This window comes from Pseudomonas sp. R28(2017) (assembly GCF_002112505.1).
Taxonomy (GTDB): Bacteria; Pseudomonadota; Gammaproteobacteria; order Pseudomonadales; family Pseudomonadaceae; genus Aquipseudomonas.
Genome location: NZ_NEHW01000008.1, coordinates 283,904 through 307,759, shown reverse-complemented (window position 1 = coordinate 307,759; position 23,856 = coordinate 283,904). Strand labels below are relative to the sequence as shown.

The following is a 23,856-nucleotide window of genomic DNA, read 5'->3' as shown; positions in this document are numbered from 1 at the left end:
CGACGTTGATAGGTTGGGTGTGTAAGCGCTGTGAGGCGTTGAGCTAACCAATACTAATTGCCCGTGAGGCTTGACCATATAACACCCAAGCAATTTGCTAGCGCAGATTGCGGTGGTGAAGACGAAACGAACCGAAAGTTCGCAAGCAACATCACAAATATCGCATATCCGAATTCGCTGGGCTGTCCATCTGGACATTCTGGCAACAGAATTTCTTGACGACCATAGAGCATTGGAACCACCTGATCCCATCCCGAACTCAGTAGTGAAACGATGCATCGCCGATGGTAGTGTGGGGTTTCCCCATGTGAGAGTAGGTCATCGTCAAGATTCATTTCGCAAAACCCCTATCTGCGTATGCAGGTAGGGGTTTTGTCTTTCTGGCTCCATGGCAGGCATTAGTCGTCTCCCACATTTCGAGCTGGGAACACTAGAATAGAGCCGACGTACCTATTCAGAATCCCGAGATGCCCGATCCCGTCGAAACCCAAGCCCTGGAGCAGTTGCCGCTGAACGAACTGGTCGCCTGCCATGAGTGCGACCTGCTGATGCGCAAGCCGCTGCTGCAGCATGACGAAAAAGCCCAATGCCCACGCTGTGGCTACGAGCTGTACGCCCACCGGCACAATGTGGTCAACCGCAGCCTGGCGTTGGTGCTGACGGCCTTGCTGCTGTTCGTGCCGGCCAACTTCCTGCCCATCATGCAGTTGCACCTGCTTGGCCAGACTTCGGACGATACCGTCTGGAGTGGTGTGCTGGGCCTGTACAACTCGGAAATGCGCGGCGTTGCCGTGGTGGTGTTCCTGTGCAGCATGGCCGTCCCCTTGCTCAAGTTGCTGTGCCAGCTGGCAGTGCTGCTGAGCATCCGCCTGAATGTCGGGCGTGATTACGGACTGGTTTTCTACCGCTTCTATCACCACCTGCGTGACTGGGGCATGCTCGAGGTCTATTTCATGGGCGTGCTGGTGGCGATCGTCAAACTAGTGGACCTGGCCGAGCTTACCGTTGGCCTTGGCCTGTTCTGCTTTATCAGCCTATTGCTGATCCAGGTCTGGCTCGAAGTGGTGATGTCGCCACACCAGATCTGGAGCGCGTTGTCGGGGGAGGATCTCCATGCGGGCGATTGATGCAGGCATCCTGGTCTGCAATGAGTGTCATGAGCTGAACCGTCAGGAGGCCGAGCGCGATTCGCAGACCTGTACGCGTTGTGGTGCCATCGTGCACGCGCGCCGCCCCAACAGCATCATCCGTACCTGGGCGCTGCTGATCACCGCCTCGATTCTGTACATCCCGGCCAACCTGTTGCCGATCATGACTGTCAGCACCTTGGGGCAGGGGAGCGGCGACACCATCATGTCCGGCGTCATCACCTTGCTCAAGCACGGCATGGTGCCAATCGCCGCCGTGGTGTTCATTGCCAGCATCCTGGTGCCTACCTTCAAGCTGGTCGGCATCGGCCTGTTGCTGTATTCGGTCCAGCGCCGCCAGCCGCTGTCGGCAAGGCAACGGATCCTGATGTACCGCTTCATCGAGTTCATAGGGCGCTGGTCCATGCTGGACATCTTCGTCATCGCCATTCTGGTGGCGGTGGTGAATTTCGGCCGTATCGCCAGTGTCGAAGCCAACCTGGGCGCTGTCGCCTTCGCAACTGTGGTGATCCTCACGATGCTTGCTGCTTTAACTTTCGATCCCCGACTGATCTGGGATAACACGGAGTCGGATGACGACCATGAGTGACATGCCAACGGCTAAAACCCGCCCTGCCTCGAACTGGTCGGCCATCTGGATCCTGCCGCTGATCGCGCTGATGATCGGTGGCTGGCTGGCCTGGCAGGCCTATCGCGATGCTGGCGTGGAGATCGAAGTGCGGTTCGAGACCGGCGAAGGCATCGTCGCCAACAAGACCGAGGTGATCTTCAAAGGCATGTCGGTGGGCAAGGTCACCAAGCTGGTGCTCGACGCAAAGGGTGACAACCAGGGGGTGATCGCCACCATCGAGATGAACAAGGCCGCCGAACCGCACCTGACCAAGGGCACGCGCTTCTGGCTGGTCAAGCCCAGTGTCAGCCTGGCCGGTATTTCGGGCCTGGAAACACTGGTATCCGGCAATTACATCGCTGTCAGCCCGGGCGAGGGCGAGCCGACCAAGCGCTTTACCGCACTCAAGGTCGCACCACCGTTGTCCGACTCCGAGCCGGGTCTGCACCTGACCCTCAAGGCCGAGCGCCTGGGTTCGCTCAACCGGGACAGCCCGGTGTTCTACAAGCAGATCCAGGTTGGCCGAGTAAAAAGCTATCGCCTTTCCGAAGACCAGAGCACGGTCGAGGTCAAGGTGTTCATCGAGCCGGCCTATGCCAGCCTGGTGCGCAAACACACGCGGTTCTGGAATGCCAGCGGCATCAGCATCGACGCTGATCTGTCGGGTGTGAAGGTGCGCAGCGAGTCGTTGTCGAGCATCGTCGCTGGCGGCATCGCCTTCGCCACGCCGGAGTATCGCAAGGACAGCCCCCCAACCGACCCAAGCCTGCCGTTTCGCCTGTATGAAGACTTCGATGCGGCCCAGGCGGGTATCCGTGTGAAAGTGAAACTCAGCGACTATGAAGGCCTGCAGGCTGGGCGTACGCCAGTCATGTACAAGGGTATTCAGGTCGGCTCGTTGAAAACCCTGAAGATGGAAGACAACCTGGCCAGCGCCACTGCCGAGCTGACGCTGGACCCGTTGACCGAGGACTATCTGGTCGAAGGGACGCAGTTCTGGGTGGTCAAGCCGTCCATTTCCCTGGCGGGTATCACGGGCTTGGAGGCGTTGGTCAAAGGTAACTACATTGCCATTCGCCCAGGCGAGAAGGGCGCCAAGCCGCAGCGCGAGTTCGAGGCCCGGCCCAAGGCGCCGCCGCTGGACCTTAAGGCCCCGGGCCTGCACCTGGTGCTGTTCGCTGATACGCTGGGTTCGCTGGAGATCGGCAGCCCGGTGATGTACCGCCAGGTCAAGGTCGGTAGCGTGCAGAGCTACCAGTTTGCCCGTAACAGCAACCGTATCCTGATTGGTGTGCACATCGAGAAAGAGTACGAGAACCTGGTCAACGGTTCCTCGCGTTTCTGGAACGTCAGCGGCATCACCCTGACCGGCGGCCTGTCGGGTATCAAGATCAAGAGTGAGTCGTTGCAGACCCTGATGGCCGGCGGTATCGCCTTCGACACGCCTACCCCCAATGTTGCGCTCAAGCGCCGTATCCCGCGCTTCCGCCTGCTGGAAAGCCAAGAGGCGGTGAACCGCACCGGTACCCTGGTCACCATTCGCGTAGCCCGTGCCGACGGCCTCAAGCCGGGTACGCCAATTCGCTTCCGCGGCCTGGATGTGGGGAGCGTCGAGAGCGTAGACCTGACAAAAGACTTGCAGGCGGTACTGCTGCGAGCACGCATCACCGAGGCGGCAGACCGCATTGCCCGAGCAGGCACGCAGTTCTGGGTGGTCAAGCCGGCACTCGGGTTGGTGCGTACCGAGAACCTCGATACCTTGATTGGCGGGCAGTACATCGAAGTGCAGCCAGCGGTGAAGGACAAGGGGCCGCAGCGTGATTTCATTGCGCTGGGCGAAGCGCCTGAGGTCGCTGGCGAGGAAGTGGGCCTGCCGTTGACCCTGAGTGCACCACGGCGTGGTTCGATCAAGCCGGGCGTGCCGGTTACCTACCGCGAGGTAGCGGTGGGCAAGGTGACCGGTTTCGAGCTTGGCCAGACTGCAGATCGCGTGTTGATCCACATTCTGATCGAGCCGCGTTATGCCGCCCTGGTGCGCGGTGGCAGCCGGTTCTGGAACAGCAGTGGTTTCGGCTTCGACTGGGGGCTGTTCAAGGGCGCCACGGTGCGTACCGAGTCGCTGGAGACGCTGATCGATGGCGGTATTGCCTTCGCCACGCCTGAGGGCGAGCAGATGGGCAACCCGGCGCGGCCGCAGCAGACATTCGCCTTGTTCGACAAGCCTGAGGATGCCTGGCTGCAGTGGGCACCGAAGATCCAGATCGCCAAGTAACTAGCCAGCAATGTGGGAGCGCCGAACCGCCGCTCCCACAGGGATCGCGCCAGATTCTAGAAATTGAGCAAGACAGTAGTGATCGAGCAAGACCTAAATCGCAGGCATAAAAAAACCGGCCCTAGGGCCGGTTTTTTCGACAAGAACGTCGCTTAGGCAGCTGCAGCTTCTTTCAGCGCCTTGATGTGGCCATTCAGACGGCCTTTGTGGCGAGCAGCCTTGTTCTTGTGGATGATGCCTTTGTCGGCCATACGGTCGATTACAGGCACAGCCAGAACGTAAGCGGCTTGCGCTTTTTCGGCGTCTTTTGCGTCGATGGCTTTAACTACATTCTTGATGTAGGTGCGGACCATGGAACGCAGGCTGGCGTTGTGGCTGCGACGCTTCTCAGCCTGTTTTGCACGTTTCTTGGCGGAAGGTGTGTTGGCCACCGTCGAGCTCCTCGAAAGACTTTAGGTAAATAGCAAACAAAATAGGCCGCGAATCATGCCGATGAGTCGACCGGATGTCAAGGCCACCTGCAGGGTTCCGCCGAGTGGTGCAGCAACAGGCGGGAAATATTCCTTTCTGCCGTGCTACCTGTAAACTCGGGAATTTTTGGCTCCCCTGCGAAGGCGCGGGAGTATCGCACATTCGGACGCTGTCTGGCAGCGCCCTCTGTCCCTGGCGTGAATCTTTTCGATGAATCTGCTCAAATCCCTGGCTGCAGTCAGCTCCATCACCATGATTTCACGGGTGTTGGGCTTTGTGCGCGACACCATCCTGGCCCGTGTTTTCGGTGCCGGTATCGCCACCGACGCCTTCTTCATCGCCTTCAAGCTGCCCAACCTGCTGCGGCGGATCTTTGCCGAAGGGGCATTTTCCCAGGCGTTCGTGCCGATCCTGGCCGAATACAAGACCCAGCAGGGCGAGGAGGCGACGCGCACGTTCATCGCCTACGTCAGCGGCCTGCTGACCCTGGTGCTGGCCCTGGTCACGGCCGTCGGCATCCTCGCCGCACCCTGGGTGGTCTGGGCCACCGCCCCAGGCTTCGTCGACAGCGCCGAGAAGTACGCGCTGACCACTGACCTGCTGCGGGTGACGTTCCCTTATATATTGCTGATTTCGCTGTCGTCCCTGGCCGGCGCGATTCTCAACACCTGGAACCGCTTTTCCGTTCCGGCGTTCACCCCGACCCTGCTCAACGTGGCGATGATCATCTTCGCCGTGCTGCTCACGCCGTACTTCAATCCACCGATCATGGCCCTGGCCTGGGGCGTACTGGCCGGCGGCCTGGCGCAGTTGCTGTACCAGCTGCCAGCACTGAAGAAGATCGGCATGCTCGTGCTGCCGCGCCTGAACCTGCGCGACGCTGGCGTATGGCGGGTGCTCAAGCAGATGCTGCCGGCGATCCTCGGGGTGTCGGTGAGCCAGATCTCGCTGATCATCAACACCATCTTCGCCTCCTTCCTGGTTGCCGGTTCGGTGTCGTGGATGTACTACGCCGACCGCCTCATGGAACTGCCGTCCGGCGTGCTGGGCGTGGCCCTGGGCACCATCCTGCTGCCAACCCTGGCCAAGACCTACGCCAACAAGGACCGCGAAGAGTATTCGCGGATCATGGACTGGGGCCTGCGCCTGTGCTTCCTGCTGGTGCTGCCGTGTACGCTGGCCCTGGCGATTCTCGCCGAGCCACTGACCGTGGCGTTGTTCCAGTACGGCAAGTTCAGTGCCTTCGACGCCGCGATGACCCAGCGCGCACTCATTGCCTACTCGGTCGGCCTGCTGGCGATCATTCTGGTCAAGGTACTGGCACCAGGCTTCTATGCGCAGCAGAATATCCGCACGCCCGTGAAGATCGCGATCTTCACGCTGGTCTGCACGCAGCTGTTCAACCTGGCACTGATCGGCCCGCTACAGCACGCCGGCCTGGCCCTGGCGATCAGCCTGGGGGCCTGCCTGAACGCAGGCCTTTTGTTCTGGAAGCTGCGCAGCCAGCAACTGTTCCAGCCGCAACCGGGCTGGGCGATGTACCTGCTCAAGCTGGTGCTGGCCGTTACCCTGATGGCAGCGGTTCTGCTGGTGGGCATGCACTACCTGCCGGCCTGGGAGCAGGGCAACATGCTCGAACGGTTCCTGCGCCTGGGGGCGTTGATCGTGGCGGGTGTGGTGACCTACTTCGGTTGCCTGTACCTGTGTGGTTTCCGGCCCCGGCATTTCGCCCGCAAGGCCCTGCATTGAGGTAGAAGGCGGGTCAGGCGTCGGTTTTTCGCATTCCACGCCACCCCTTGGCGCTGCTGCCTGTCACCGGCGCCCGGGTGTGGTTATAATCGGCCACTTTATGAGCAAGAAGCGCGTTATGCAGCTGGTTCGAGGTCTTCACAACCTGCGCCCCGAGCACCGGGGCTGTGTCGCCACCATTGGCAACTTCGACGGGGTTCACCGCGGCCACCAGGCTATCCTGGCGCGCCTGCGCGAGCGCGGCCAGGCGCTGGGCCTGCCGACCTGCGTGGTGATCTTCGAGCCACAGCCGCGCGAGTACTTCGCCCCCGACACCGCACCCGCCCGCCTGGCGCGCCTGCGCGACAAGGTCGAGCTGCTGGCCGGCGAGGGCATCGACCGGGTCCTGTGCCTGGCGTTCAACCAGCGCCTGAGCAAGCTCAGCGCCGATGCCTTCGTCAAGGCGATCCTGGTCGACGGCCTGGGCGTGCGCCACCTCGAAGTGGGCGATGATTTCCGCTTCGGCTGCGACCGCGCCGGCGACTTCGCCTTCCTGATCGCAGCGGGCGAGCAGTACGGGTTTACCGTCGAAGCCGCCAACACGGTGATCCAGGACGGCCTGCGGGTCAGCAGCACCGAGGTGCGCAAGGCGCTGTCCGAAGGCGACTTCGAGCTGGCCGAGCATCTGCTGGGCCGCCCATACCGTATTACCGGCCGCGTGCTGCACGGCCAGAAGCTGGCCCGCCAGCTCGGCACGCCGACCGCCAACATCCAGCTCAAGCGCCGCCGCGTGCCGCTGTCCGGGGTCTACCTGGCCAGCATCGAGATCGACGGCAAGGCCTGGCCGGGTGTCGGCAACATTGGCGTGCGCCCGACGGTGGCCGGTGACGGCCGCCCGCACCTCGAGATTCATCTACTGGATTATGCCGGCGATCTGTATGGCCGGCGCCTGACGGTGGAATTCCACCACAAGCTGCGTGAAGAGCAGCGATTCGCCTCCCTGGAGGCGCTGAAGTCGGCGATCGATGCGGATATCGCCGCCGCACGTGCACATTGGCACGCTCAACCGCTAACGAAGAGCCTGAAATGACCGACTACAAAGCCACGCTAAACCTTCCGGACACCGCCTTCCCCATGAAGGCCGGCCTGCCTCAGCGCGAACCGCAGATCCTGCAGCGCTGGGACAGCATTGGCCTGTACCAGAAGCTGCGCGAAATTGGCAAGGATCGTCCGAAGTTCGTCCTGCACGACGGCCCGCCCTATGCCAACGGCAAGATTCACATCGGTCATGCGCTGAACAAGATCCTCAAGGACATGATCGTCCGTTCCAAGACCCTGTCCGGCTTCGACGCGCCGTACGTACCGGGCTGGGACTGCCACGGCCTGCCGATCGAGCACAAGGTCGAGGTCACCCACGGCAAGCACCTGACCGCCGACCGCACCCGCGAGCTGTGCCGCGAGTATGCCGCCGAGCAGATCGAAGGGCAGAAGACCGAGTTCATCCGCCTGGGTGTGCTGGGTGACTGGGACAACCCGTACAAGACCATGAACTTCGCCAACGAGGCCGGTGAAATCCGCGCCCTGGCCGAAATGGTCAAGCAAGGCTTCGTGTTCAAGGGCCTCAAGCCTGTGAACTGGTGCTTCGATTGTGGTTCGGCCCTGGCTGAAGCCGAAGTCGAATACGCCGACAAGAAATCCCAGACCATCGACGTGGCCTTCCCGGTCGCCGACGAGGCCAAGCTGGCCGCCGCCTTCGGCCTGGCTTCGCTGGCCAAGCCAGCCGCCATCGTGATCTGGACCACCACCCCGTGGACCATCCCGGCCAACCAGGCGCTGAACATCCACCCGGAGTTCAAGTACGCCCTGGTCGACACCGGTGAGCGCCTGCTGGTGCTGGCCGAAGAGCTGGTCGAGTCGTGCCTCAAGCGCTACAACCTGGAAGGTTCGGTGATCGCCACCGCCCCGGGCTCGGCCCTGGAGCTGGTCAACTTCCGCCACCCGTTCTACGACCGCCTGTCGCCGATCTACCTGGCCGACTATGTCGAACTGGGCGCCGGTACCGGCGTGGTGCACTCGGCACCGGCCTACGGTGAAGACGACTTCGTCACCTGCAAGCGCTACGGCATGGTCAACGACGACATCCTCACCCCGGTGCAGAGCAACGGCGTGTACGTCGAGTCGCTGCCGTTCTTCGGCGGCCAGTTCATCTGGAAGGCCAACCCGGCCATCGTCGACAAGCTCAGCGAAGTCGGCGCGCTGATGCACACCGAAACCATCAGCCACAGCTACATGCACTGCTGGCGCCACAAGACCCCACTGATCTACCGCGCCACCGCGCAGTGGTTCGTGGGCATGGACAAGCAGCCGAGCACCGGCGAGCCGTTGCGCGAGCGCGCGCTGAAAGCCATCGAAGACACCACGTTCGTCCCGGCCTGGGGCCAGGCGCGCCTGCATTCGATGATCGCCAACCGTCCGGACTGGTGCATCTCGCGTCAGCGCAACTGGGGCGTGCCGATTCCGTTCTTCCTGCACAAGCAGACCGGCGAGCTGCACCCGCGCACCGTCGAGCTGATGGAAGCCGTGGCCAAGCGCGTCGAGCAAGAGGGCATCGAAGCCTGGTTCAAGCTGGACGCTGCCGAACTGCTGGGTGACGAAGCCGGCCAATACGACAAGATTGCCGATACCCTGGACGTCTGGTTCGACTCCGGTACCACCCACTGGCACGTGCTGCGTGGCTCGCACGACATCGGCCACGCCACCGGCCCGCGCGCCGACCTGTACCTGGAAGGCTCCGACCAGCACCGCGGCTGGTTCCACTCGTCGTTGCTGACCGGTTGCGCCATCGACGGCCACGCGCCGTACCGCGAGCTGCTGACCCACGGCTTCACCGTGGACGAAAGCGGCCGCAAGATGTCCAAGTCGCTGGGCAACACCATCGAGCCGGAGAAGGTCAACAACACCCTGGGTGCCGACATCCTGCGCCTGTGGGTTTCCGCGACTGATTACTCCGGTGAGATGGCGGTTTCCGAGCAGATCCTGCAGCGCAGCGCCGATGCCTACCGCCGTATCCGCAACACCGCGCGCTTCCTGCTCTCCAACCTGTCCGGCTTCAACCCGGCCACCGACCTGCTCAAGCCGGAAGAAATGATCGCCCTGGACCGCTGGGCGGTGGACCGTACCCTGCTGCTGCAGCGTGAGCTGGAAGAGCACTACGGCGAATACCGCTTCTGGAACGTCTACTCGAAGATCCACAACTTCTGCGTGCAGGAGCTGGGTGGCTTCTACCTCGATATCATCAAGGACCGCCAGTACACCACCGGCGCCAACAGTGTCGCCCGCCGTTCCTGCCAGACCGCGCTGTACCACATCAGCGAGGCGCTGGTGCGCTGGATCGCGCCGATCCTGGCGTTCACCGCCGATGAAATCTGGCAGTACCTGCCGGGCGAGCGCAACGAGTCGGTGATGCTCAACGGCTGGTACCAGGGCCTGACCGAGCTGCCGGAAGGCACCGAGCTGGACCGCGCCTACTGGGACCGCGTGATGGCCGTCAAGGCCGCCGTCAACAAGGAGCTGGAAAACCAGCGCACCGCCAAGGTCATCGGCGGCAACCTGCAGGCCGAAGTCACCCTGTTCGCCGAGGAAGGCCTGAGCGCCGACCTGAGCAAGCTGGGCGACGAACTGCGCTTCGTGCTGATCACCTCGGCCGCCAGCGTGGTGCCGTTCGCCCAGGCACCGGCCGAAGCCGTGGCCACCGAAGTCGAAGGCCTCAAGCTGCAGGTGGTCAAGTCCGGCCACGTGAAGTGCGGCCGTTGCTGGCACTTCCGCGCCGACGTCGGCAGCCACCCGGAGCACCCGGAAATCTGCGGCCGTTGCGTCGACAACCTGACCGGTGAAGGCGAGGTGCGTCACTATGCCTAACCCTGCGGCGGGGCGCTTCGGGCGCCTTGCATGGCTTTGGCTGAGCTTGCTGGTCCTGGTCCTCGACCAGGCCACCAAGCTGTATTTCAACAACGCCCTGACCATGTACCAGCAGATCGTGGTCATCCCTGACTACTTCAGCTGGACCCTGGCGTACAACACCGGGGCGGCCTTCAGCTTCCTCGCCGATGGCGCCGGCTGGCAGCGCTGGCTGTTCGCCCTGATCGCCGTGGTGGTCAGTGCCGTGCTGGTGGTCTGGCTCAAGCGCCTGGGGCGCGGCGAGACCTGGCTGGCGGTGGCGTTGGCGCTGGTGCTGGGCGGTGCGATCGGCAACCTGTACGACCGCATCGTGCTCGGCCATGTGGTCGACTTCATCCTGGTGCACTGGCAGAACCGTCATTACTTCCCGGCCTTCAACCTGGCCGACAGCGCCATCACCGTTGGTGCGGTGATGCTGGCGCTGGATATGTTCAAGAGCAAGAAGTCCGAGGATCCGGTCCATGACTGACACCCGTATCGGCCAGAACACCGAAGTCACCCTGCACTTCGCGCTGCACCTGGAAAACGGCGACACCGTCGACAGCACCTTCGACAAGGCCCCGGCCACCTTCAAGGTCGGCGACGGCAACCTGCTGCCAGGTTTCGAGAACGCGCTGTTCGGCTTCAAGGCCGGTGACAAGCGCACCGTGGTGGTGGCGCCGGAGAATGCCTTCGGTCAGCCCAACCCACAGAACGTGCAGGTCATGCCACGCTCCAACTTCGAAGGCATGGAGTTGTCCGAAGGGCTGCTGATCATCTTCAACGATGCCGCCAACACCGAGCTGCCGGGTGTGGTCAAAGCGTTCGACGACGACCAGGTGACCATCGACTTCAATCACCCACTGGCTGGCAAGACCCTGACCTTCGAGGTGGAAATCCTCGAGGTGAAGGCGCTGTAAGCCTGGAGCCGAGCATGCAAATCAAACTCGCCAACCCGCGCGGCTTCTGCGCGGGGGTCGACCGGGCGATCGAGATCGTCAACCGTGCGCTGGAAGTCTTCGGCCCGCCGATCTACGTGCGTCACGAAGTGGTGCACAACAAGTTCGTGGTGGAAGACCTGCGCAACCGTGGCGCCATCTTCGTCGAAGAGCTGGACCAGGTGCCGGACGATGTCATCGTCATCTTCAGCGCCCACGGCGTTTCCCAGGCTGTGCGCCAGGAAGCCGCTGGCCGTGGCCTGAAGGTGTTCGACGCGACTTGCCCGCTGGTCACCAAGGTGCATATCGAAGTGGCCAAGTACAGCCGCGATGGCCGTGAGTGCATTCTCATCGGCCACGAAGGCCACCCGGAAGTCGAAGGCACCATGGGGCAATACGACGCCAGCAACGGCGGCGCCATCTACCTCGTCGAAGACGAAGACGATGTTGCCCAGCTGCAGGTGAACGACCCGGACCACCTGGCCTTCGTCACCCAGACCACGTTGTCGATGGATGACACCAGCCGCGTCATCGATGCCCTGCGCGCTCGCTTCCCGAACATCGGCGGCCCGCGCAAGGACGACATCTGCTACGCCACGCAAAACCGCCAGGATGCCGTCAAGCAGCTGGCCGGCGAGAGTGACGTGGTACTGGTGGTCGGCAGCCCGAACAGCTCCAACTCCAACCGCCTGCGCGAGCTGGCCGAGCGCATGGGCACCCCGGCCTACCTGATCGACGGTGCCGAGGACCTGCAGCGTGGCTGGTTCGACCAGGCAGCGCGGATCGGCATCACTGCCGGTGCTTCGGCCCCCGAAGTGCTGGTGCGCGGCGTGATCGACCAGCTCAAGGCCTGGGGCGCTACCGGCGCCGAAGAGCTCGATGGGCGGCCGGAGAACATCACGTTCTCCATGCCCAAAGAGTTGCGGGTTCGCTCGCTGATCTGAGTCAGCGGCCTGCGCACAAGGGATTTTTCCGATCCTCTGTGCGCAGGCTGATCCTGCCGGTGCTTGCCAGTACCACGTGATACTGGCTGTCACAAATCGCCAAAGTCGCGCTCTTGAAGTTGTTGCCCTTTCCCACCGGGACACCCAGCGCACTGAACCTGACTTGCTCGCCAGCGTTGGCTGCGATTCTCAATGGCCGTGAGAGGCGATGCTCGCGCAGCACTTGCTGATTGCTTTCGAGCACCACCCGCCAACCTTTCCCCCAGTCCTTTTCCAGCGATTGCACCTGCACTGGCTGACTTTGCAGCATGGCGTGGCTGCGCGCGCTGCGCAGCGCCTGGGCCAGATCGCGGGCTGCCGCCGCTCTGTGTAGGTCATCGCTCAACCTGGCGTAGGCAGGCATTCCGAGTTGCGTCAGCAAGGCCGTCATGGCCAAGGCGAACATCATTTGTATCAGTGTTACACCACGTTGCCTCACCGTGCATTCCTCCCTGGAAGTGCTTGGCTTTAGCTTCACGGTCGTTGGACATGAGGTCCAGTCGAACAAGTTCAAGGCAGTTGCGGGAAAGGTCGCAGGAGGTGCAGGGATGCAAAAAAAGCAGTGGGGCATGACGCTGGTTGAGGTGTTGCTCGCAATGCTGGTGGTCGCGGTAGGCATATTCGCTGCGGCAGGTTTGCAGTTGAAGGCATTGCATGCCACGGAGAATGCGCGTCGTGATGGGCAGGCAGCATTGGCAGAGCACAGCGAAATAGAGCGTGGTCAGCGATGAGGCGCAAGCAGGGCGGTTTCGGTTTGCTCGAAATGACGCTGGCGCTGGCTATCGGTCTGATGGTGCTGGCGGTGGCCGGTCAGCTGTTCACTTCTGCTCACCGGACTTGGCAGCTGCAAGGTACGGCTTTACGTCTTCAGGATGATGCCCGGCTGGCACTGTTGCGCATGGCCCAGGATATCCGCATGGCTGGCATGTTCGGATGTTTGCGGTTGGGCCCGGGCAACTTCAATGACCCGGTTGCGAGGCAGGCCTTCGAGCAGCCATTGGAAATCGGCCCGTCTAGCTTGAGCCTGATCGTGGCGGAACTACCGGGACATACTGGAGAGCCGGAGTGGACCTTGCTGACGGACTGTATGGAAAGTGCGCATGTACACAAGGGGCGCATCGAGAATCCGGACACGCTCATGGCAATCCCCATTAGTAGGCACCGCTATGCACTTAAAGGCACTTCGCTGACGTTTCGACGACGCTACGGGGACAACTCGCAGACACTGGTCGACCATGTACGCCAGATGCGTGTAGAGCATGTGCATGTGCCAGAAGGGGAGCGGGTGGATCTTCAACTCACGTTGTACGAGCCAACCTCGCAACTTGAGCAGCTCCATGAACTGAGCGTGGCGCTACGAAATCCGGTGTCCGTGCCATGAACCGTCAGCGCGGCATCGTGTTGTTGCTCGCGCTGGTGTTCAGCCTGCTGCTGGGCCTGCTCGCGGCTTCAGCCCTGCGCGATGCACTCGTCGAAACGCGCATGACCGGCCTCATGCATGACGGCCTGAAGGCGTTTGAACAAGCGGAGGTGGTACTGCTGGCCGGCGTCGACCAACTGCAGCGCTCCCCGCCCGGAAAATGCAGCGACTGCCAGCCACCTGCACGTCCGCACGATCTGCAAGGCCAATGGCACAACCACGAGCGCGGTTACTTTCACCTGCAAAACCTGGGTGAAACCGACCGAGCTGCACATATGCCCGAGGGTGAGCAGGTCACCTTGTACCGAATAACAGCCGTCAGCCAGCAACTGACGGCCCGCCAGGTCCTTGAGGCCGTCTACGCCGTACCAACCGCTCAAGCACAAGCACCCCAGCGCATCCTCTGGCGGCAGAGATTGAGAGGAGACTGACATGCAGCAAGGCATGACCCTGATCGAGTTATTGATTGTCGTGGCCGTCACCGGCATTCTGGCAGCCATTGCCTACCCCAGTTACAGCGACCAGCTCAGGCGAGCCGCACGCAGCGAAGTGGTTGGCCTGCTGCATGACGCTGCCCTGCGCCTGGAGCGCCATCGCGTGCGCAGCGGCGATTACGCCGAAGGCGACCCGCAATTGCCCGCCGCCAACCGTCATTATCGCCTGCAGGCCCAGCGCGACAGCGGCACCTTCACGCTGACCGCCCGGCGCCTGCCCGATGGCCTGATGGCCGATGATCGCTGTGGCGATTTCCAGCTCGACCAGGCGGGCGTGCAGAGCAACCCGGGTGCTGCGGAAGGCAGCGAGCGCTGCTGGGGAAGCTGAAGGTTGAATGATGCCCAGGCATCGCGGATTTACTTCAGGTGTTGGATCGACAGATGAGCAAGCAAGTAGTGGTGGTCGGCGGCGGGGTGATCGGCCTGCTGACCGCGTTCAACCTGGCGGCCAAGGTCGGCCAGGTGGTGGTGTGTGACCAGGGCGAGGTTGGCCGCGAGTCTTCCTGGGCGGGCGGTGGTATCGTCTCGCCGTTGTACCCCTGGCGCTACAGCCCGGCAGTTACCGCCCTGGCGCATTGGTCGCAGGATTTTTATCCACAGCTGGGTGAGCGCCTGTTTACCACGACCGGTGTCGACCCAGAAGTGCACACCACGGGCCTGTACTGGCTCGATCTGGACGACGAGGCCGAGGCCTTGGCCTGGGCCGAGCGCGAACGGCGGCCCCTCAGCGCTGTGGATATCTCGGCCGCCTACGATGCGGTGCCGGTACTTGGCCCGGGCTTCAAGCGGGCGATCTTCATGGCCGGTGTGGCCAACGTCCGCAATCCGCGGCTGGTGAAGTCGCTCAAGGCCGCGTTGCAGGCGCTGCCCAACGTGACCTTGCGCGAGCACTGCCAGGTCAGCGGATTCGTTCATGAGAATGGGCGTGTGGCAGGCGTACAGACCGCTGACGGCATGCTCACGGCGGATGAAGTGGTGCTCAGCGCCGGCGCCTGGAGTGGCGACCTGCTGCGCACCCTGGGGCTCGAGCTGCCGGTCGAACCGGTGAAGGGCCAGATGATCCTGTTCAAATGTGCCGAGGACTTCCTGCCGAGCATGGTGCTGGCCAAGGGGCGCTATGCGATCCCGCGTCGTGACGGGCACATTCTGGTGGGCAGTACGCTGGAGCATGCCGGGTACGACAAAACCCCGACCGAGGACGCGCTGGCCAGCCTCAAGGCGTCCGCCATCGAACTGCTGCCTGAACTCAAGGATGCCACGGTGGTGGGGCACTGGGCCGGACTGCGGCCAGGCTCGCCGGAAGGCATCCCCTATATTGGGCCGGTGCCTGGGCATGAGGGCTTGTGGTTGAACTGCGGGCATTACCGCAACGGGTTGGTGCTGGCGCCGGCTTCGTGTCAGCTGTTCACCGACCTGCTGACGGGGGCTGAGCCGATCATTGACCCTGCGCCCTATGCGCCAGAGGGGCGTTTGGGCTGAGATTGCCGGGCCCGCTTTGCGGGCCTTTCGCGACACAAGCTAACAGATTACTGCTATTGGCCGGGCCCCTGCTGCAAGTGCGCCTGGCTGCAATACCAGTCATTACCCTGCTGCAGTGCCCGGTCGTCGGGCAGGTGCACGCCGCAGTGGGCGCAGCGCACCATCTTCAATGGCGCGTCGAGCTTTGGCTCGGGGTGCGACTGCTGGCTGACTTTGAACTTGCGCCACAGCCAGAACGCGGCGGCGATCAGGGCGATCCAGAAAAGTAGGCGAACCATGGTGTCCAGCTTGTTGGTTGTAGAAGCCGACAGTCTAGGACGCGGCCATAAAAAAAGGGAGGCCTCAGGCCTCCCTTTCTCATGCTGCGTGGGTCAGTCGAACAGACCAAAGGTCATGTAGCTGAACCACGAGCGGTCCTTCTCGGCTTCTTTCGGGCCTTCTGGCACGATCGGGTCGCCGTTCTCGTCCTTCGGCAGCAGCTCTTGCGGCATCTCGTCGCGCGCGTCCTGGAACTGCTTGACCACGTCCTGGTTGGCGCGGGTTTCGCCCGGCGGCAGCGGGGTGTCGGTCTCGATCAGGCCCAGGGTGGCCTTGGACAGCCAGCCGCGGCCGTCAGACTCGGTCTGCTTGGGCTGGAACTGGCCATCGACCAGGCTTGGGTGGTCCGGGTAGTTGAGCTTGAGGGTTTCCAGGCTGGTGGCCGCCAGGTCGTCCAGGTGCATCTTCTGGTACGACTCGACCATGATCGCCAGGCCGTCGCCGACCGATGGGGTTTCCTGGAAGTTCTCGACCACGTAGCGGCCACGGTTGGCGGCGGCCACGTAAGCCTGGCGGCTCAGGTAGTAGTCGGCCACGTGGATTTCGTAGGAAGCCAGCAGGTTGCGCAGGTAGATCATGCGCTGCTTGGCGTCCGGCGCGTAGCGGCTGTTGGGGAAGCGGCTGGTCAGCTGGGCGAACTCGTTGTACGAGTCACGGGCGGCGCCCGGGTCACGCTTGGTCATGTCCAGCGGCAGGAAGCGCGCCAGCAGGCCGCGGTCCTGATCGAACGAGGTCAGGCCCTTGAGGTAGTAGGCGTAGTCGACGTTCGGGTGCTGCGGGTGCAGGCGAATGAAGCGCTCGGCAGCCGACTTGGCGGCCTCGGGCTCGGAGTTCTTGTAGTTGGCGTAGATCAGCTCGAGCTGCGCCTGGTCGGCGTAGCGGCCGAACGGGTAGCGCGACTCCAGGGCCTTGAGCTTGTTCACGGCGCTGGTGTAGCTGGAGTTGTCCAGGTCAGCCTGAGCCTGTTGATACAGCTCGGCCTCGCTGAGGTTCTCGTCAATGACTTCCTTATTGGAGGAACAGGCCGCGGTGAGCCCGAGGATGGCGATCAGCAGCAGGTGTTTCACTTGCATGGCGGCTTGCGTCCCTTTGACGGCCGCTGTCTTGGGCGGTGCCGTCCTGTTATGATGAGCGCCCCGGCCAACCCCGGGACAAAAGAAGCCGTATTTAACCACAAGCGCGCAGCCGAAACCAAAGGCTGTGCGCCCGCCGAATCGAGCATGTCCGAGATCATTCAACTTAGCGCAGAGGTCCCGTCCGAACTGGGCGGTCAACGCCTCGACCAAGTCGCCGCCCAATTGTTCGCCGAGTATTCGCGTTCGCGGCTTACTTCGTGGATCAAAGAAGGCCGCCTGACGGTCGATGGCGCGGTCGTGCGCCCTCGAGACCTCGTCCATGGCGGTTCGCAACTTGTCCTGGAGGCCGAGCAAGAGGCCCAGGGTGAGTGGATCGCAGAAGATATCGAACTGGATATCGTCTACGAAGACGACCACATCATGGTGATCAACAAGCCTGCCGGGCTGGTTGTGCACCCGGCCGCCGGGCATGCCAGTGGTACGCTGCTCAATGCGTTGCTGCACCATGTGCCAGACATCGTCAACGTGCCGCGCGCCGGCATCGTGCACCGCCTGGACAAGGACACCACCGGCCTGATGGTGGTGGCCAAGACCTTGCAGGCGCAGACCAAGCTGGTCGAGCAGATGCAGGCGCGCAAGGTCAGCCGCATCTATGAATGCATCGTGATTGGCGTAGTCACCGCAGGCGGCAAGATCGATGCCCCGATCGGCCGTCACGGCGGCATGCGCCAGCGCATGGCGGTCACCGACGGCGGCAAGCCGGCCGTCAGCCACTACCGCGTGCTCAAGCGCTTCCGCTCGCATACCCACGTGCGCGTGAAGCTGGAAACCGGCCGTACCCACCAGATTCGTGTGCACATGGCCCATGTCGGTTTCCCGCTGGTCGGCGATCAGACGTACGGCGGGCGCTTCCGCATTCCACCGGCTGCCAGCCCGACCATGGTCGAGGCGGTGAAGACGTTCCCGCGCCAGGCGCTGCATGCGCGCTTCCTCGCGTTGGCTCACCCGATCACCGGTGAAATCATGAAGTGGGAATCGCCATTGCCGGACGACTTCGTCTGGCTGCTGTCGCTGCTCAACCAGGACCGCGAGAGCTTTGTCGGATGAACGGCCTGACGCAGTCGCTGCTGATCCCTGACTGGCCAGCCCCGGCCTCGGTACGCGCCTGTGTCACTACCCGTGAGGGCGGCGTCAGCCTGCCGCCTTACGAAACATTCAATCTTGGCGATCATGTCGGCGATGACCCGGCTGCTGTCGTCGAGAATCGCCGTCGCCTGAGCGACACCTTCAGCATCCAGCCCGCCTGGCTGAAGCAGGTGCATGGCCTGGTGGTGGCAGATGCCGACCCGGCCGTGGTGGCCGAAGCCGATGCCAGCTGGACCGACCAGCCGGGCATTGCCTGCACCGTGATGACTGCCGATTGCCTGCCAGCGCTGTTCTGCGACCGCGCCGGTACGCGTGTGGCCGCCGCGCATGCCGGCTGGCGCGGGCTGGCGGGTGGCGTGCTTGAGGCTACCCTCGATCGCCTGGCGCTGGCGCCTGAAGAGGTGCTGGTGTGGCTCGGGCCGGCCATTGGCCCCAAGGCCTTCGAAGTCGGGCTGGAAGTGCGCGATGCCTTTACCGCCGTGCATCCTGAGGCGGTCAGGGCTTTCGTTGACGGCGAGCGGCCGGGCAAGCTGATGGCCGACATCTACGAGCTGGCGCGCATACGCCTGGCGGCGCGTGGCGTAACAGCCGTTTATGGCGGTGGCTACTGCACGGTCAGTGATGCCCGTTTCTTCTCCTATCGCCGTACCCCTCAAGGTGGGCGCTTCGCCTCGCTGGTCTGGCTGGCTCCGCGCTAACCTGCACGGGCCTCTGCAACACGTCCAAGGCCTGCGGGGTTGCTGTGGGAGCGGGCATGCCCGCGAATGGGCCGGCGCTAATCCATCAGGTTGACGCCGGTCAACCCCGCTACGCTTGAATCTTCCAGAATCAGCCTTATCTATAAGGCATCTCAGGCAGGTTTCTCCATAAACAGGCGCTGTCCATCGCTCCGACCTGCCCTTTAAAGGAAGGTACACCATGCGAATAGACCGTTTGACCAGCAAGCTACAGCTTGCAATATCCGATGCCCAATCCCTGGCCGTTGGCATGGACCACCCAGCCATCGAGCCCGTGCACCTGTTGCAGGCACTGCTCGAACAGCAGGGCGGTTCGATCAAGCCGCTGCTGATGCAGGTCGGCTTCGACATCAACAGCCTGCGCCAGGCATTGGTGAAAGAGCTCGACCAGTTACCGAAAATCCAGAACCCCACCGGCGACGTGAACATGTCGCAGGACCTGGCACGCCTGCTCAACCAGGCCGACCGCCTGGCCCAGCAGAAGGGCGACCAGTTCATTTCCAGCGAACTGGTGCTGCTCGCTGCCATGGACGAGAACAGCAAGCTCGGCAAGCTGCTGCTGAGCCAGGGCGTGAGCAAGAAGGCCCTGGAAAACGCCATCAACAACCTGCGCGGCGGTGCGGCGGTGAATGACGCCAACGCCGAAGAGTCGCGCCAGGCCCTGGACAAGTACACCGTCGACCTGACCAAGCGCGCCGAAGAAGGCAAGCTCGACCCGGTGATCGGCCGTGACGACGAAATCCGCCGCACCGTGCAGGTGCTGCAACGCCGTACCAAGAACAACCCGGTGCTGATCGGTGAGCCTGGCGTGGGCAAGACCGCCATCGCCGAGGGCCTGGCCCAGCGCATCATCAACGGTGAAGTGCCCGATGGCCTGAAAGGCAAGCGCCTGCTGGCGCTGGACATGGGCGCGCTGATTGCCGGTGCCAAGTACCGCGGTGAGTTCGAAGAGCGCCTCAAAGGCCTGCTCAACGAGCTGTCCAAGCAGGAAGGCCAGATCATCCTGTTCATCGACGAACTGCACACCATGGTCGGCGCCGGCAAAGGCGAGGGCGCCATGGACGCCGGCAACATGCTCAAGCCGGCCCTGGCCCGTGGCGAGTTGCACTGCGTTGGCGCCACCACGCTCAACGAATACCGCCAGTTCATCGAGAAGGACGCGGCGCTGGAGCGGCGCTTCCAGAAAGTGCTGGTGGAAGAGCCGAGCGAGGAAGACACCATCGCCATCCTGCGTGGCCTGAAAGAGCGCTATGAAGTGCACCACAAGGTGGCCATTACCGACGGTGCGATCATTGCCGCGGCCAAGCTCAGCCATCGCTACATCACCGACCGCCAGCTGCCGGACAAGGCCATCGACCTGATCGACGAAGCGGCCAGCCGCATCCGCATGGAGATCGACTCCAAGCCGGAAGTGCTCGACCGCCTCGACCGTCGCTTGATCCAGCTGAAGGTGGAATCCCAGGCGCTGAAAAAAGAGGAAGACGAGGCGGCCAAGAAGCGCCTCGAGAAGCTCACCGAGGAAATCGAGCGGCTGGAGCGCGAGTATTCCGACCTGGAAGAGATCTGGGCGTCGGAGAAAGCCGAAGTGCAGGGCTCGGCGCAGATCCAGCAAAAGATCGAGCAGGCCCGCCAGGAGCTGGAAGCCGCCCGTCGCAAAGGCGACCTGAGCCGCATGGCCGAGCTGCAGTACGGGGTGATCCCGGACCTGGAGCGCAGCCTGCAGATGGTCGACCAGCACGGCAAGACCGAGAACCAGTTGCTGCGCAACAAGGTGACCGAGGAAGAGATTGCCGAAGTGGTGTCCAAGTGGACCGGCATCCCGGTGGCGAAGATGCTCGAAGGCGAGCGCGAGAAGCTGCTGAAGATGGAAGAGCTGCTGCACCAGCGGGTGATCGGCCAAGGCGAGGCGGTGACTGCGGTTGCCAACGCCGTGCGCCGTTCGCGTGCCGGGTTGTCCGACCCCAACCGGCCGAGTGGTTCGTTCCTGTTCCTCGGCCCGACCGGCGTGGGCAAGACCGAGCTGTGCAAGGCGTTGGCCGAGTTTTTGTTCGACACCGAAGAGGCCATGGTGCGCATCGACATGTCCGAGTTCATGGAGAAACACTCCGTGGCTCGCCTGATCGGTGCTCCTCCAGGCTACGTGGGTTACGAAGAGGGTGGCTACCTGACCGAAGCCGTGCGCCGCAAGCCGTACTCGGTGGTGCTGCTGGATGAAGTGGAAAAGGCTCACCCGGATGTGTTCAACGTGCTGCTGCAGGTGCTGGAAGACGGCCGCCTGACTGACAGCCATGGCCGCACCGTGGACTTCCGCAACACGGTGATCGTGATGACCTCCAACCTGGGCTCGGCGCAGATCCAGGAGCTGGTAGGGGATCGCGAGGCGCAGCGTGCGGCGGTGATGGATGCGGTGGGTTCGCACTTCCGTCCGGAGTTCATCAACCGTATCGACGAAGTGGTGGTGTTCGAGCCACTGGGCCGCGAGCAGATCGCCGGTATCACCGAGATCCAGCTTGGCCGCCTGCGCAGCCGCCTGCTCGAGCGCGAACTGTCGCTGAGCCTGAGCCCGGAGGCCTTGGACAAGCTGATCGCCGTGGGTTACGACCCAGTGTATGGCGCACGGCCGCTGAAGCGGGCGATCCAGCGCTGGATCGAGAACCCGCTGGCGCAGCTGATCCTGGCTGGCAAGTTCCTCCCAGGAACGGCGATTACCGCCAAGGTCGAAGGCGACGAAATCGTCTTTGCCTGATCACCGCTGTCAAAACCCCGCTTCGGCGGGGTTTTTTTTGTGTGTTTTCCTGTGCTGGCCCTTTCGCGGGCAAGCCCGCTCCCACAGGAATAGTGCCGTCTCCCAGGCCTGTGCAGTACCTGTGGGAGCGGGCTTGCCCGCGAAGAGGCCGATACAGGCCCAGTAAAATCGGGGCTTTCCGGGCGGGCAGGTTAACTTGCTGAAAATTTTGAAATTTTTGCTTGCATCAAAAATCGAGTGCCCCTAATATACGCCGCGTTGTCAGGCACTAAGCGAATCACCAGCAACATCGGTGACCGCAAAACAACTTACAAATCAGTAAGTTGAATGAAAAAAAGTGGTTGACAAGCAAAACGAAGAATGTAGAATAGCCGGCCTCAGCAGCGACAAAGCGAAAGCAGCGAAGCTCAAGAGTCCGAAGCGAACACAGTCTTCGGAGTTGTACCGAAGTTCAGTTCCGCGATAGCTCAGTCGGTAGAGCAAATGACTGTTAATCATTGGGTCCCTGGTTCGAGTCCAGGTCGCGGAGCCAATCTCGGGGTGTAGCGCAGTCCGGTAGCGCGCCTGCTTTGGGAGCAGGATGTCAGGAGTTCGAATCCCCTCACCCCGACCATTTTCCGGGTCGTTAGCTCAGTTGGTAGAGCAGTTGGCTTTTAACCAATTGGTCGTAGGTTCGAATCCTACACGACCCACCATGTAGAAAAGGGCATCTCCAATGAGATGCCCTTTTTTTTGAAACACTCGGGGTGTAGCGCAGTCCGGTAGCGCGCCTGCTTTGGGAGCAGGATGTCAGGAGTTCGAATCCCCTCACCCCGACCATTTTTGGGTCGTTAGCTCAGTTGGTAGAGCAGTTGGCTTTTAACCAATTGGTCGTAGGTTCGAATCCTACACGACCCACCATGTAGAAAGGGCATCTCGAAAGAGATGCCCTTTTTCTTTGGCCTCAAGAAAACTGCCCTTCGCCGCAGGTTGCGCGGATCTCGCTGCAAAAGAGTGCCCCTGTGGGAGCGGGCAAGCCCGCTCCCACAGGTGAAGCCCTTTTCGGCCTGTCAGTGCAGCTTCAGCCGCGGCTCGGTGCCCCGGCCAATCTTGCTGCCCAGCATCATCAAGGCAGTGCGGAAGAACCCGTACAGCGCCATCTGGTGCATGCGGTACAGCGACACGTAGAACATCCGCGCCAGCCAGCCCTCCAGCTTCACACTGCCCATCAGGTTACCCATCAGGTTGCCCACCGCCGAGAAGCGCGACAGCGACACCAGCGAGCCGTAGTCCTTGTATTCGTAAGTCGGCAGCGCCTTGTTCTCCAGGCGTGCCTTCAGGCTCTGCGCCAGCATCGAGGCTTGCTGGTGCGCGGCCTGGGCCCGTGGCGGCACGTTGCGGTCGCTACCCGGTTGCGGGCAGGCGGCGCAGTCACCGAAGGCGAAGATGTTGTCGTCACGGGTGGTCTGCAGGGTAGGGCGCACCACCAGCTGGTTGATGCGGTTGGTTTCCAGGCCGTCGATGTCCTTGAGGAAGCCCGGCGCCCGGATACCCGCTGCCCACACCTTGAGGCTGGCCTGGATCACTTCACCGTCCTTGGTTTTCAGGCCATCTTCGGTCACTTCACTCACGGCGGCGTTGGTCATTACCTTCACCCCGAGTTTTTCCAGGGTCTTGTGCACCGGCACGCTGATGCGCTCCGGCAGTGCGGGCAACACGCGCGGGCCCGCCTCGATGAGGGTGATGTGCATGTCCTTCGGCTGGATGCGGTCCAGGCCGTAGGCCGCCAGTTCGTGGGCCGCGTGGTGCAGCTCGGCTGCCAGTTCCACGCCGGTGGCGCCGGCGCCGACGATGGCCACGCTGATCTGCTCGCTGGCCACGTCACCGGCGTGGGCACGCAGGTAGTGGTTCAGCAGCTGCTGGTGGAAGCGCTCGGCCTGCTTGCGGGTGTCGAGGAACAGGCAGTGCTGCGCCGCGCCCAGGGTGCCGAAGTCGTTGGTGTTCGAACCCACGGCGATCACCAGGGTGTCGTAGCCCAGGGTGCGCGCAGGCAGCAATTCGCGGCCCTCTTCATCGAGGGTCGCGGCCAGTTGAATCTGCTTGCCTTCACGGTCCAGGCCGCTCATGCGCCCCAGCTGGAAGTTGAAGTGGTTCCACTTGGCCTGGGCCACGTAGTTCAGTTCGTCTTCCGAAGAGTTCAGCGAGCCGGCGGCCACTTCGTGTAGCAGGGGCTTCCAGATGTGCGTGAGGTTGGCGTCGACCAGGGTGATCTCGGCCTGCTTGCGCTTGCCCAGGCTTTTACCCAGGCGGGTCGCCAGTTCCAGGCCGCCGGCGCCGCCGCCGACAATCACGATGCGATGAGTCATGGGGATATC

General features: G+C 62.7%; 22 protein-coding genes, 5 tRNA genes and 2 rRNA genes. 24 read left to right on the top strand and 5 right to left on the bottom strand.

All coding sequences use genetic code 11. The annotated features are described in order from the left end of the window. The 5 genes from CAF78_RS16535 to CAF78_RS16515 form a co-directional block, all read left to right on the top strand. Nucleotides 1–78: ribosomal RNA gene (locus tag CAF78_RS16535) — 23S ribosomal RNA — on the top strand; the annotation flags it as partial. A 136-nt stretch (nt 79–214) separates the two neighbouring features. Then, nucleotides 215–330, top strand: a 5S ribosomal RNA gene (gene rrf / locus CAF78_RS16530). Nucleotides 331–467: 137 nt separating this feature from the next. Further along, nucleotides 468–1,127 (top strand): paraquat-inducible protein A, encoded by a 660-nt coding sequence (locus CAF78_RS16525; protein WP_085674097.1) that lies wholly within the window; start codon nt 468–470, stop codon nt 1,125–1,127. After that, on the top strand, nt 1,114–1,737 hold the full coding sequence (locus CAF78_RS16520; protein ID WP_085674094.1) for a paraquat-inducible protein A: 624 nt from the start codon (nt 1,114–1,116) through the stop codon (nt 1,735–1,737). Before CAF78_RS16525 ends, CAF78_RS16520 begins: the two co-directional genes overlap by 14 nt. After that, nucleotides 1,730–4,030 (top strand): PqiB family protein, encoded by a 2,301-nt coding sequence (locus CAF78_RS16515; protein WP_085674092.1) that lies wholly within the window; start codon nt 1,730–1,732, stop codon nt 4,028–4,030. Before CAF78_RS16520 ends, CAF78_RS16515 begins: the two co-directional genes overlap by 8 nt. Before the next feature lie 152 nt (nt 4,031–4,182). Here the strand turns inward: CAF78_RS16515 and rpsT are convergent, their stop codons facing one another. Next, nucleotides 4,183–4,461 (bottom strand): 30S ribosomal protein S20, encoded by a 279-nt coding sequence (gene rpsT, locus CAF78_RS16510; RefSeq protein WP_003247625.1) that lies wholly within the window; start codon nt 4,459–4,461, stop codon nt 4,183–4,185. Between the two features lie 250 nt (nt 4,462–4,711). Here rpsT and murJ point away from each other — a divergent pair, with 250 nt between their 5' ends. From murJ to ispH, 6 genes are all read left to right on the top strand, one after another. After that, nucleotides 4,712–6,250, top strand: a complete 1,539-nt coding sequence (gene murJ / locus CAF78_RS16505) for a murein biosynthesis integral membrane protein MurJ (protein WP_085674090.1) — start codon at nt 4,712–4,714, stop codon at nt 6,248–6,250. Between the two features lie 118 nt (nt 6,251–6,368). After that, the gene (ribF, locus tag CAF78_RS16500) at nt 6,369–7,319 is read left to right on the top strand and encodes a bifunctional riboflavin kinase/FAD synthetase (protein ID WP_085674088.1); all 951 of its coding nucleotides are present in this window, start codon (nt 6,369–6,371) and stop codon (nt 7,317–7,319) included. Further along, on the top strand, nt 7,316–10,147 hold the full coding sequence (gene ileS, locus CAF78_RS16495; RefSeq protein WP_085674086.1) for an isoleucine--tRNA ligase: 2,832 nt from the start codon (nt 7,316–7,318) through the stop codon (nt 10,145–10,147). Before ribF ends, ileS begins: the two co-directional genes overlap by 4 nt. Continuing rightward, on the top strand, nt 10,140–10,655 hold the full coding sequence (gene lspA / locus CAF78_RS16490; protein WP_054886101.1) for a signal peptidase II: 516 nt from the start codon (nt 10,140–10,142) through the stop codon (nt 10,653–10,655). The genes ileS and lspA overlap by 8 nt, the downstream gene beginning before the upstream one ends. Beyond that, a complete protein-coding gene (gene fkpB / locus CAF78_RS16485; protein WP_003247607.1) occupies nt 10,648–11,085 on the top strand; it encodes an FKBP-type peptidyl-prolyl cis-trans isomerase in 438 nt (145 codons plus the stop codon). The genes lspA and fkpB overlap by 8 nt, the downstream gene beginning before the upstream one ends. A gap of 14 nt (nt 11,086–11,099) precedes the next feature. Then, nucleotides 11,100–12,047, top strand: coding sequence for a 4-hydroxy-3-methylbut-2-enyl diphosphate reductase (gene ispH / locus CAF78_RS16480; protein ID WP_085674084.1), 948 nt, complete (start codon nt 11,100–11,102; stop codon nt 12,045–12,047). 1 nt (nt 12,048) lies between these two features. On the opposite strand, the gene CAF78_RS16475 is transcribed toward ispH, so the two are convergent. Continuing rightward, nucleotides 12,049–12,525 (bottom strand): GspH/FimT family pseudopilin, encoded by a 477-nt coding sequence (locus CAF78_RS16475; RefSeq protein ID WP_085674082.1) that lies wholly within the window; start codon nt 12,523–12,525, stop codon nt 12,049–12,051. A 109-nt stretch (nt 12,526–12,634) separates the two neighbouring features. Here CAF78_RS16475 and CAF78_RS16470 point away from each other — a divergent pair, with 109 nt between their 5' ends. The 5 genes from CAF78_RS16470 to thiO are packed head-to-tail and all read left to right on the top strand — an operon-like array spanning nt 12,635 to nt 15,479. Then, on the top strand, nt 12,635–12,817 hold the full coding sequence (locus tag CAF78_RS16470) for a prepilin-type N-terminal cleavage/methylation domain-containing protein (protein ID WP_085674079.1): 183 nt from the start codon (nt 12,635–12,637) through the stop codon (nt 12,815–12,817). Beyond that, nucleotides 12,814–13,467: a PilW family protein gene (locus CAF78_RS16465; protein WP_085674077.1), complete on the top strand. Its 654-nt coding sequence runs from the start codon at nt 12,814–12,816 to the stop codon at nt 13,465–13,467. The genes CAF78_RS16470 and CAF78_RS16465 overlap by 4 nt, the downstream gene beginning before the upstream one ends. Continuing rightward, the gene (locus CAF78_RS16460; RefSeq protein ID WP_085674075.1) at nt 13,464–13,937 is read left to right on the top strand and encodes a hypothetical protein; all 474 of its coding nucleotides are present in this window, start codon (nt 13,464–13,466) and stop codon (nt 13,935–13,937) included. The genes CAF78_RS16465 and CAF78_RS16460 overlap by 4 nt, the downstream gene beginning before the upstream one ends. A gap of 1 nt (nt 13,938) precedes the next feature. Further along, nucleotides 13,939–14,328, top strand: a complete 390-nt coding sequence (locus CAF78_RS16455; RefSeq protein ID WP_085674073.1) for a type IV pilin protein — start codon at nt 13,939–13,941, stop codon at nt 14,326–14,328. A 53-nt stretch (nt 14,329–14,381) separates the two neighbouring features. Beyond that, nucleotides 14,382–15,479: a glycine oxidase ThiO gene (gene thiO / locus CAF78_RS16450; RefSeq protein ID WP_085674071.1), complete on the top strand. Its 1,098-nt coding sequence runs from the start codon at nt 14,382–14,384 to the stop codon at nt 15,477–15,479. A 53-nt stretch (nt 15,480–15,532) separates the two neighbouring features. Here the strand turns inward: thiO and CAF78_RS16445 are convergent, their stop codons facing one another. Together CAF78_RS16445 and CAF78_RS16440 are read right to left on the bottom strand one after the other, a co-directional pair. Further along, nucleotides 15,533–15,757: a PP0621 family protein gene (locus CAF78_RS16445; protein ID WP_085674069.1), complete on the bottom strand. Its 225-nt coding sequence runs from the start codon at nt 15,755–15,757 to the stop codon at nt 15,533–15,535. Between the two features lie 93 nt (nt 15,758–15,850). Next, on the bottom strand, nt 15,851–16,870 hold the full coding sequence (locus tag CAF78_RS16440) for an outer membrane protein assembly factor BamD (RefSeq protein WP_085674067.1): 1,020 nt from the start codon (nt 16,868–16,870) through the stop codon (nt 15,851–15,853). 147 nt (nt 16,871–17,017) lie between these two features. Here CAF78_RS16440 and rluD point away from each other — a divergent pair, with 147 nt between their 5' ends. The 8 genes from rluD (at nt 17,018) to CAF78_RS16400 (ending at nt 22,402) form a co-directional block, all read left to right on the top strand. Beyond that, entirely contained in the window at nt 17,018–17,980 is a 963-nt protein-coding gene (rluD, locus tag CAF78_RS16435) for a 23S rRNA pseudouridine(1911/1915/1917) synthase RluD (protein ID WP_085674127.1), read from the top strand. Further along, nucleotides 17,977–18,717, top strand: coding sequence for a peptidoglycan editing factor PgeF (pgeF, locus tag CAF78_RS16430; protein WP_085674065.1), 741 nt, complete (start codon nt 17,977–17,979; stop codon nt 18,715–18,717). The genes rluD and pgeF overlap by 4 nt, the downstream gene beginning before the upstream one ends. 220 nt (nt 18,718–18,937) lie before the next feature. Further along, a complete protein-coding gene (gene clpB / locus CAF78_RS16425; RefSeq protein ID WP_085674062.1) occupies nt 18,938–21,502 on the top strand; it encodes an ATP-dependent chaperone ClpB in 2,565 nt (854 codons plus the stop codon). Between the two features lie 456 nt (nt 21,503–21,958). Then, nucleotides 21,959–22,034, top strand: a tRNA-Asn gene (locus CAF78_RS16420). Nucleotides 22,035–22,038: 4 nt separating this feature from the next. Further along, a tRNA-Pro gene (locus CAF78_RS16415) sits at nt 22,039–22,115 on the top strand. 6 nt (nt 22,116–22,121) lie between these two features. Continuing rightward, nucleotides 22,122–22,197, top strand: a tRNA-Lys gene (locus tag CAF78_RS16410). Nucleotides 22,198–22,244: 47 nt separating this feature from the next. Beyond that, nucleotides 22,245–22,321, top strand: a tRNA-Pro gene (locus tag CAF78_RS16405). 5 nt (nt 22,322–22,326) lie between these two features. After that, nucleotides 22,327–22,402 (top strand) — tRNA-Lys (locus CAF78_RS16400). 149 nt (nt 22,403–22,551) lie between these two features. On the opposite strand, the gene CAF78_RS16395 is transcribed toward CAF78_RS16400, so the two are convergent. Then, entirely contained in the window at nt 22,552–23,847 is a 1,296-nt protein-coding gene (locus CAF78_RS16395) for an NAD(P)/FAD-dependent oxidoreductase (RefSeq protein ID WP_085674060.1), read from the bottom strand. Between the last annotated feature and the right edge of the window lie 9 nt (nt 23,848–23,856).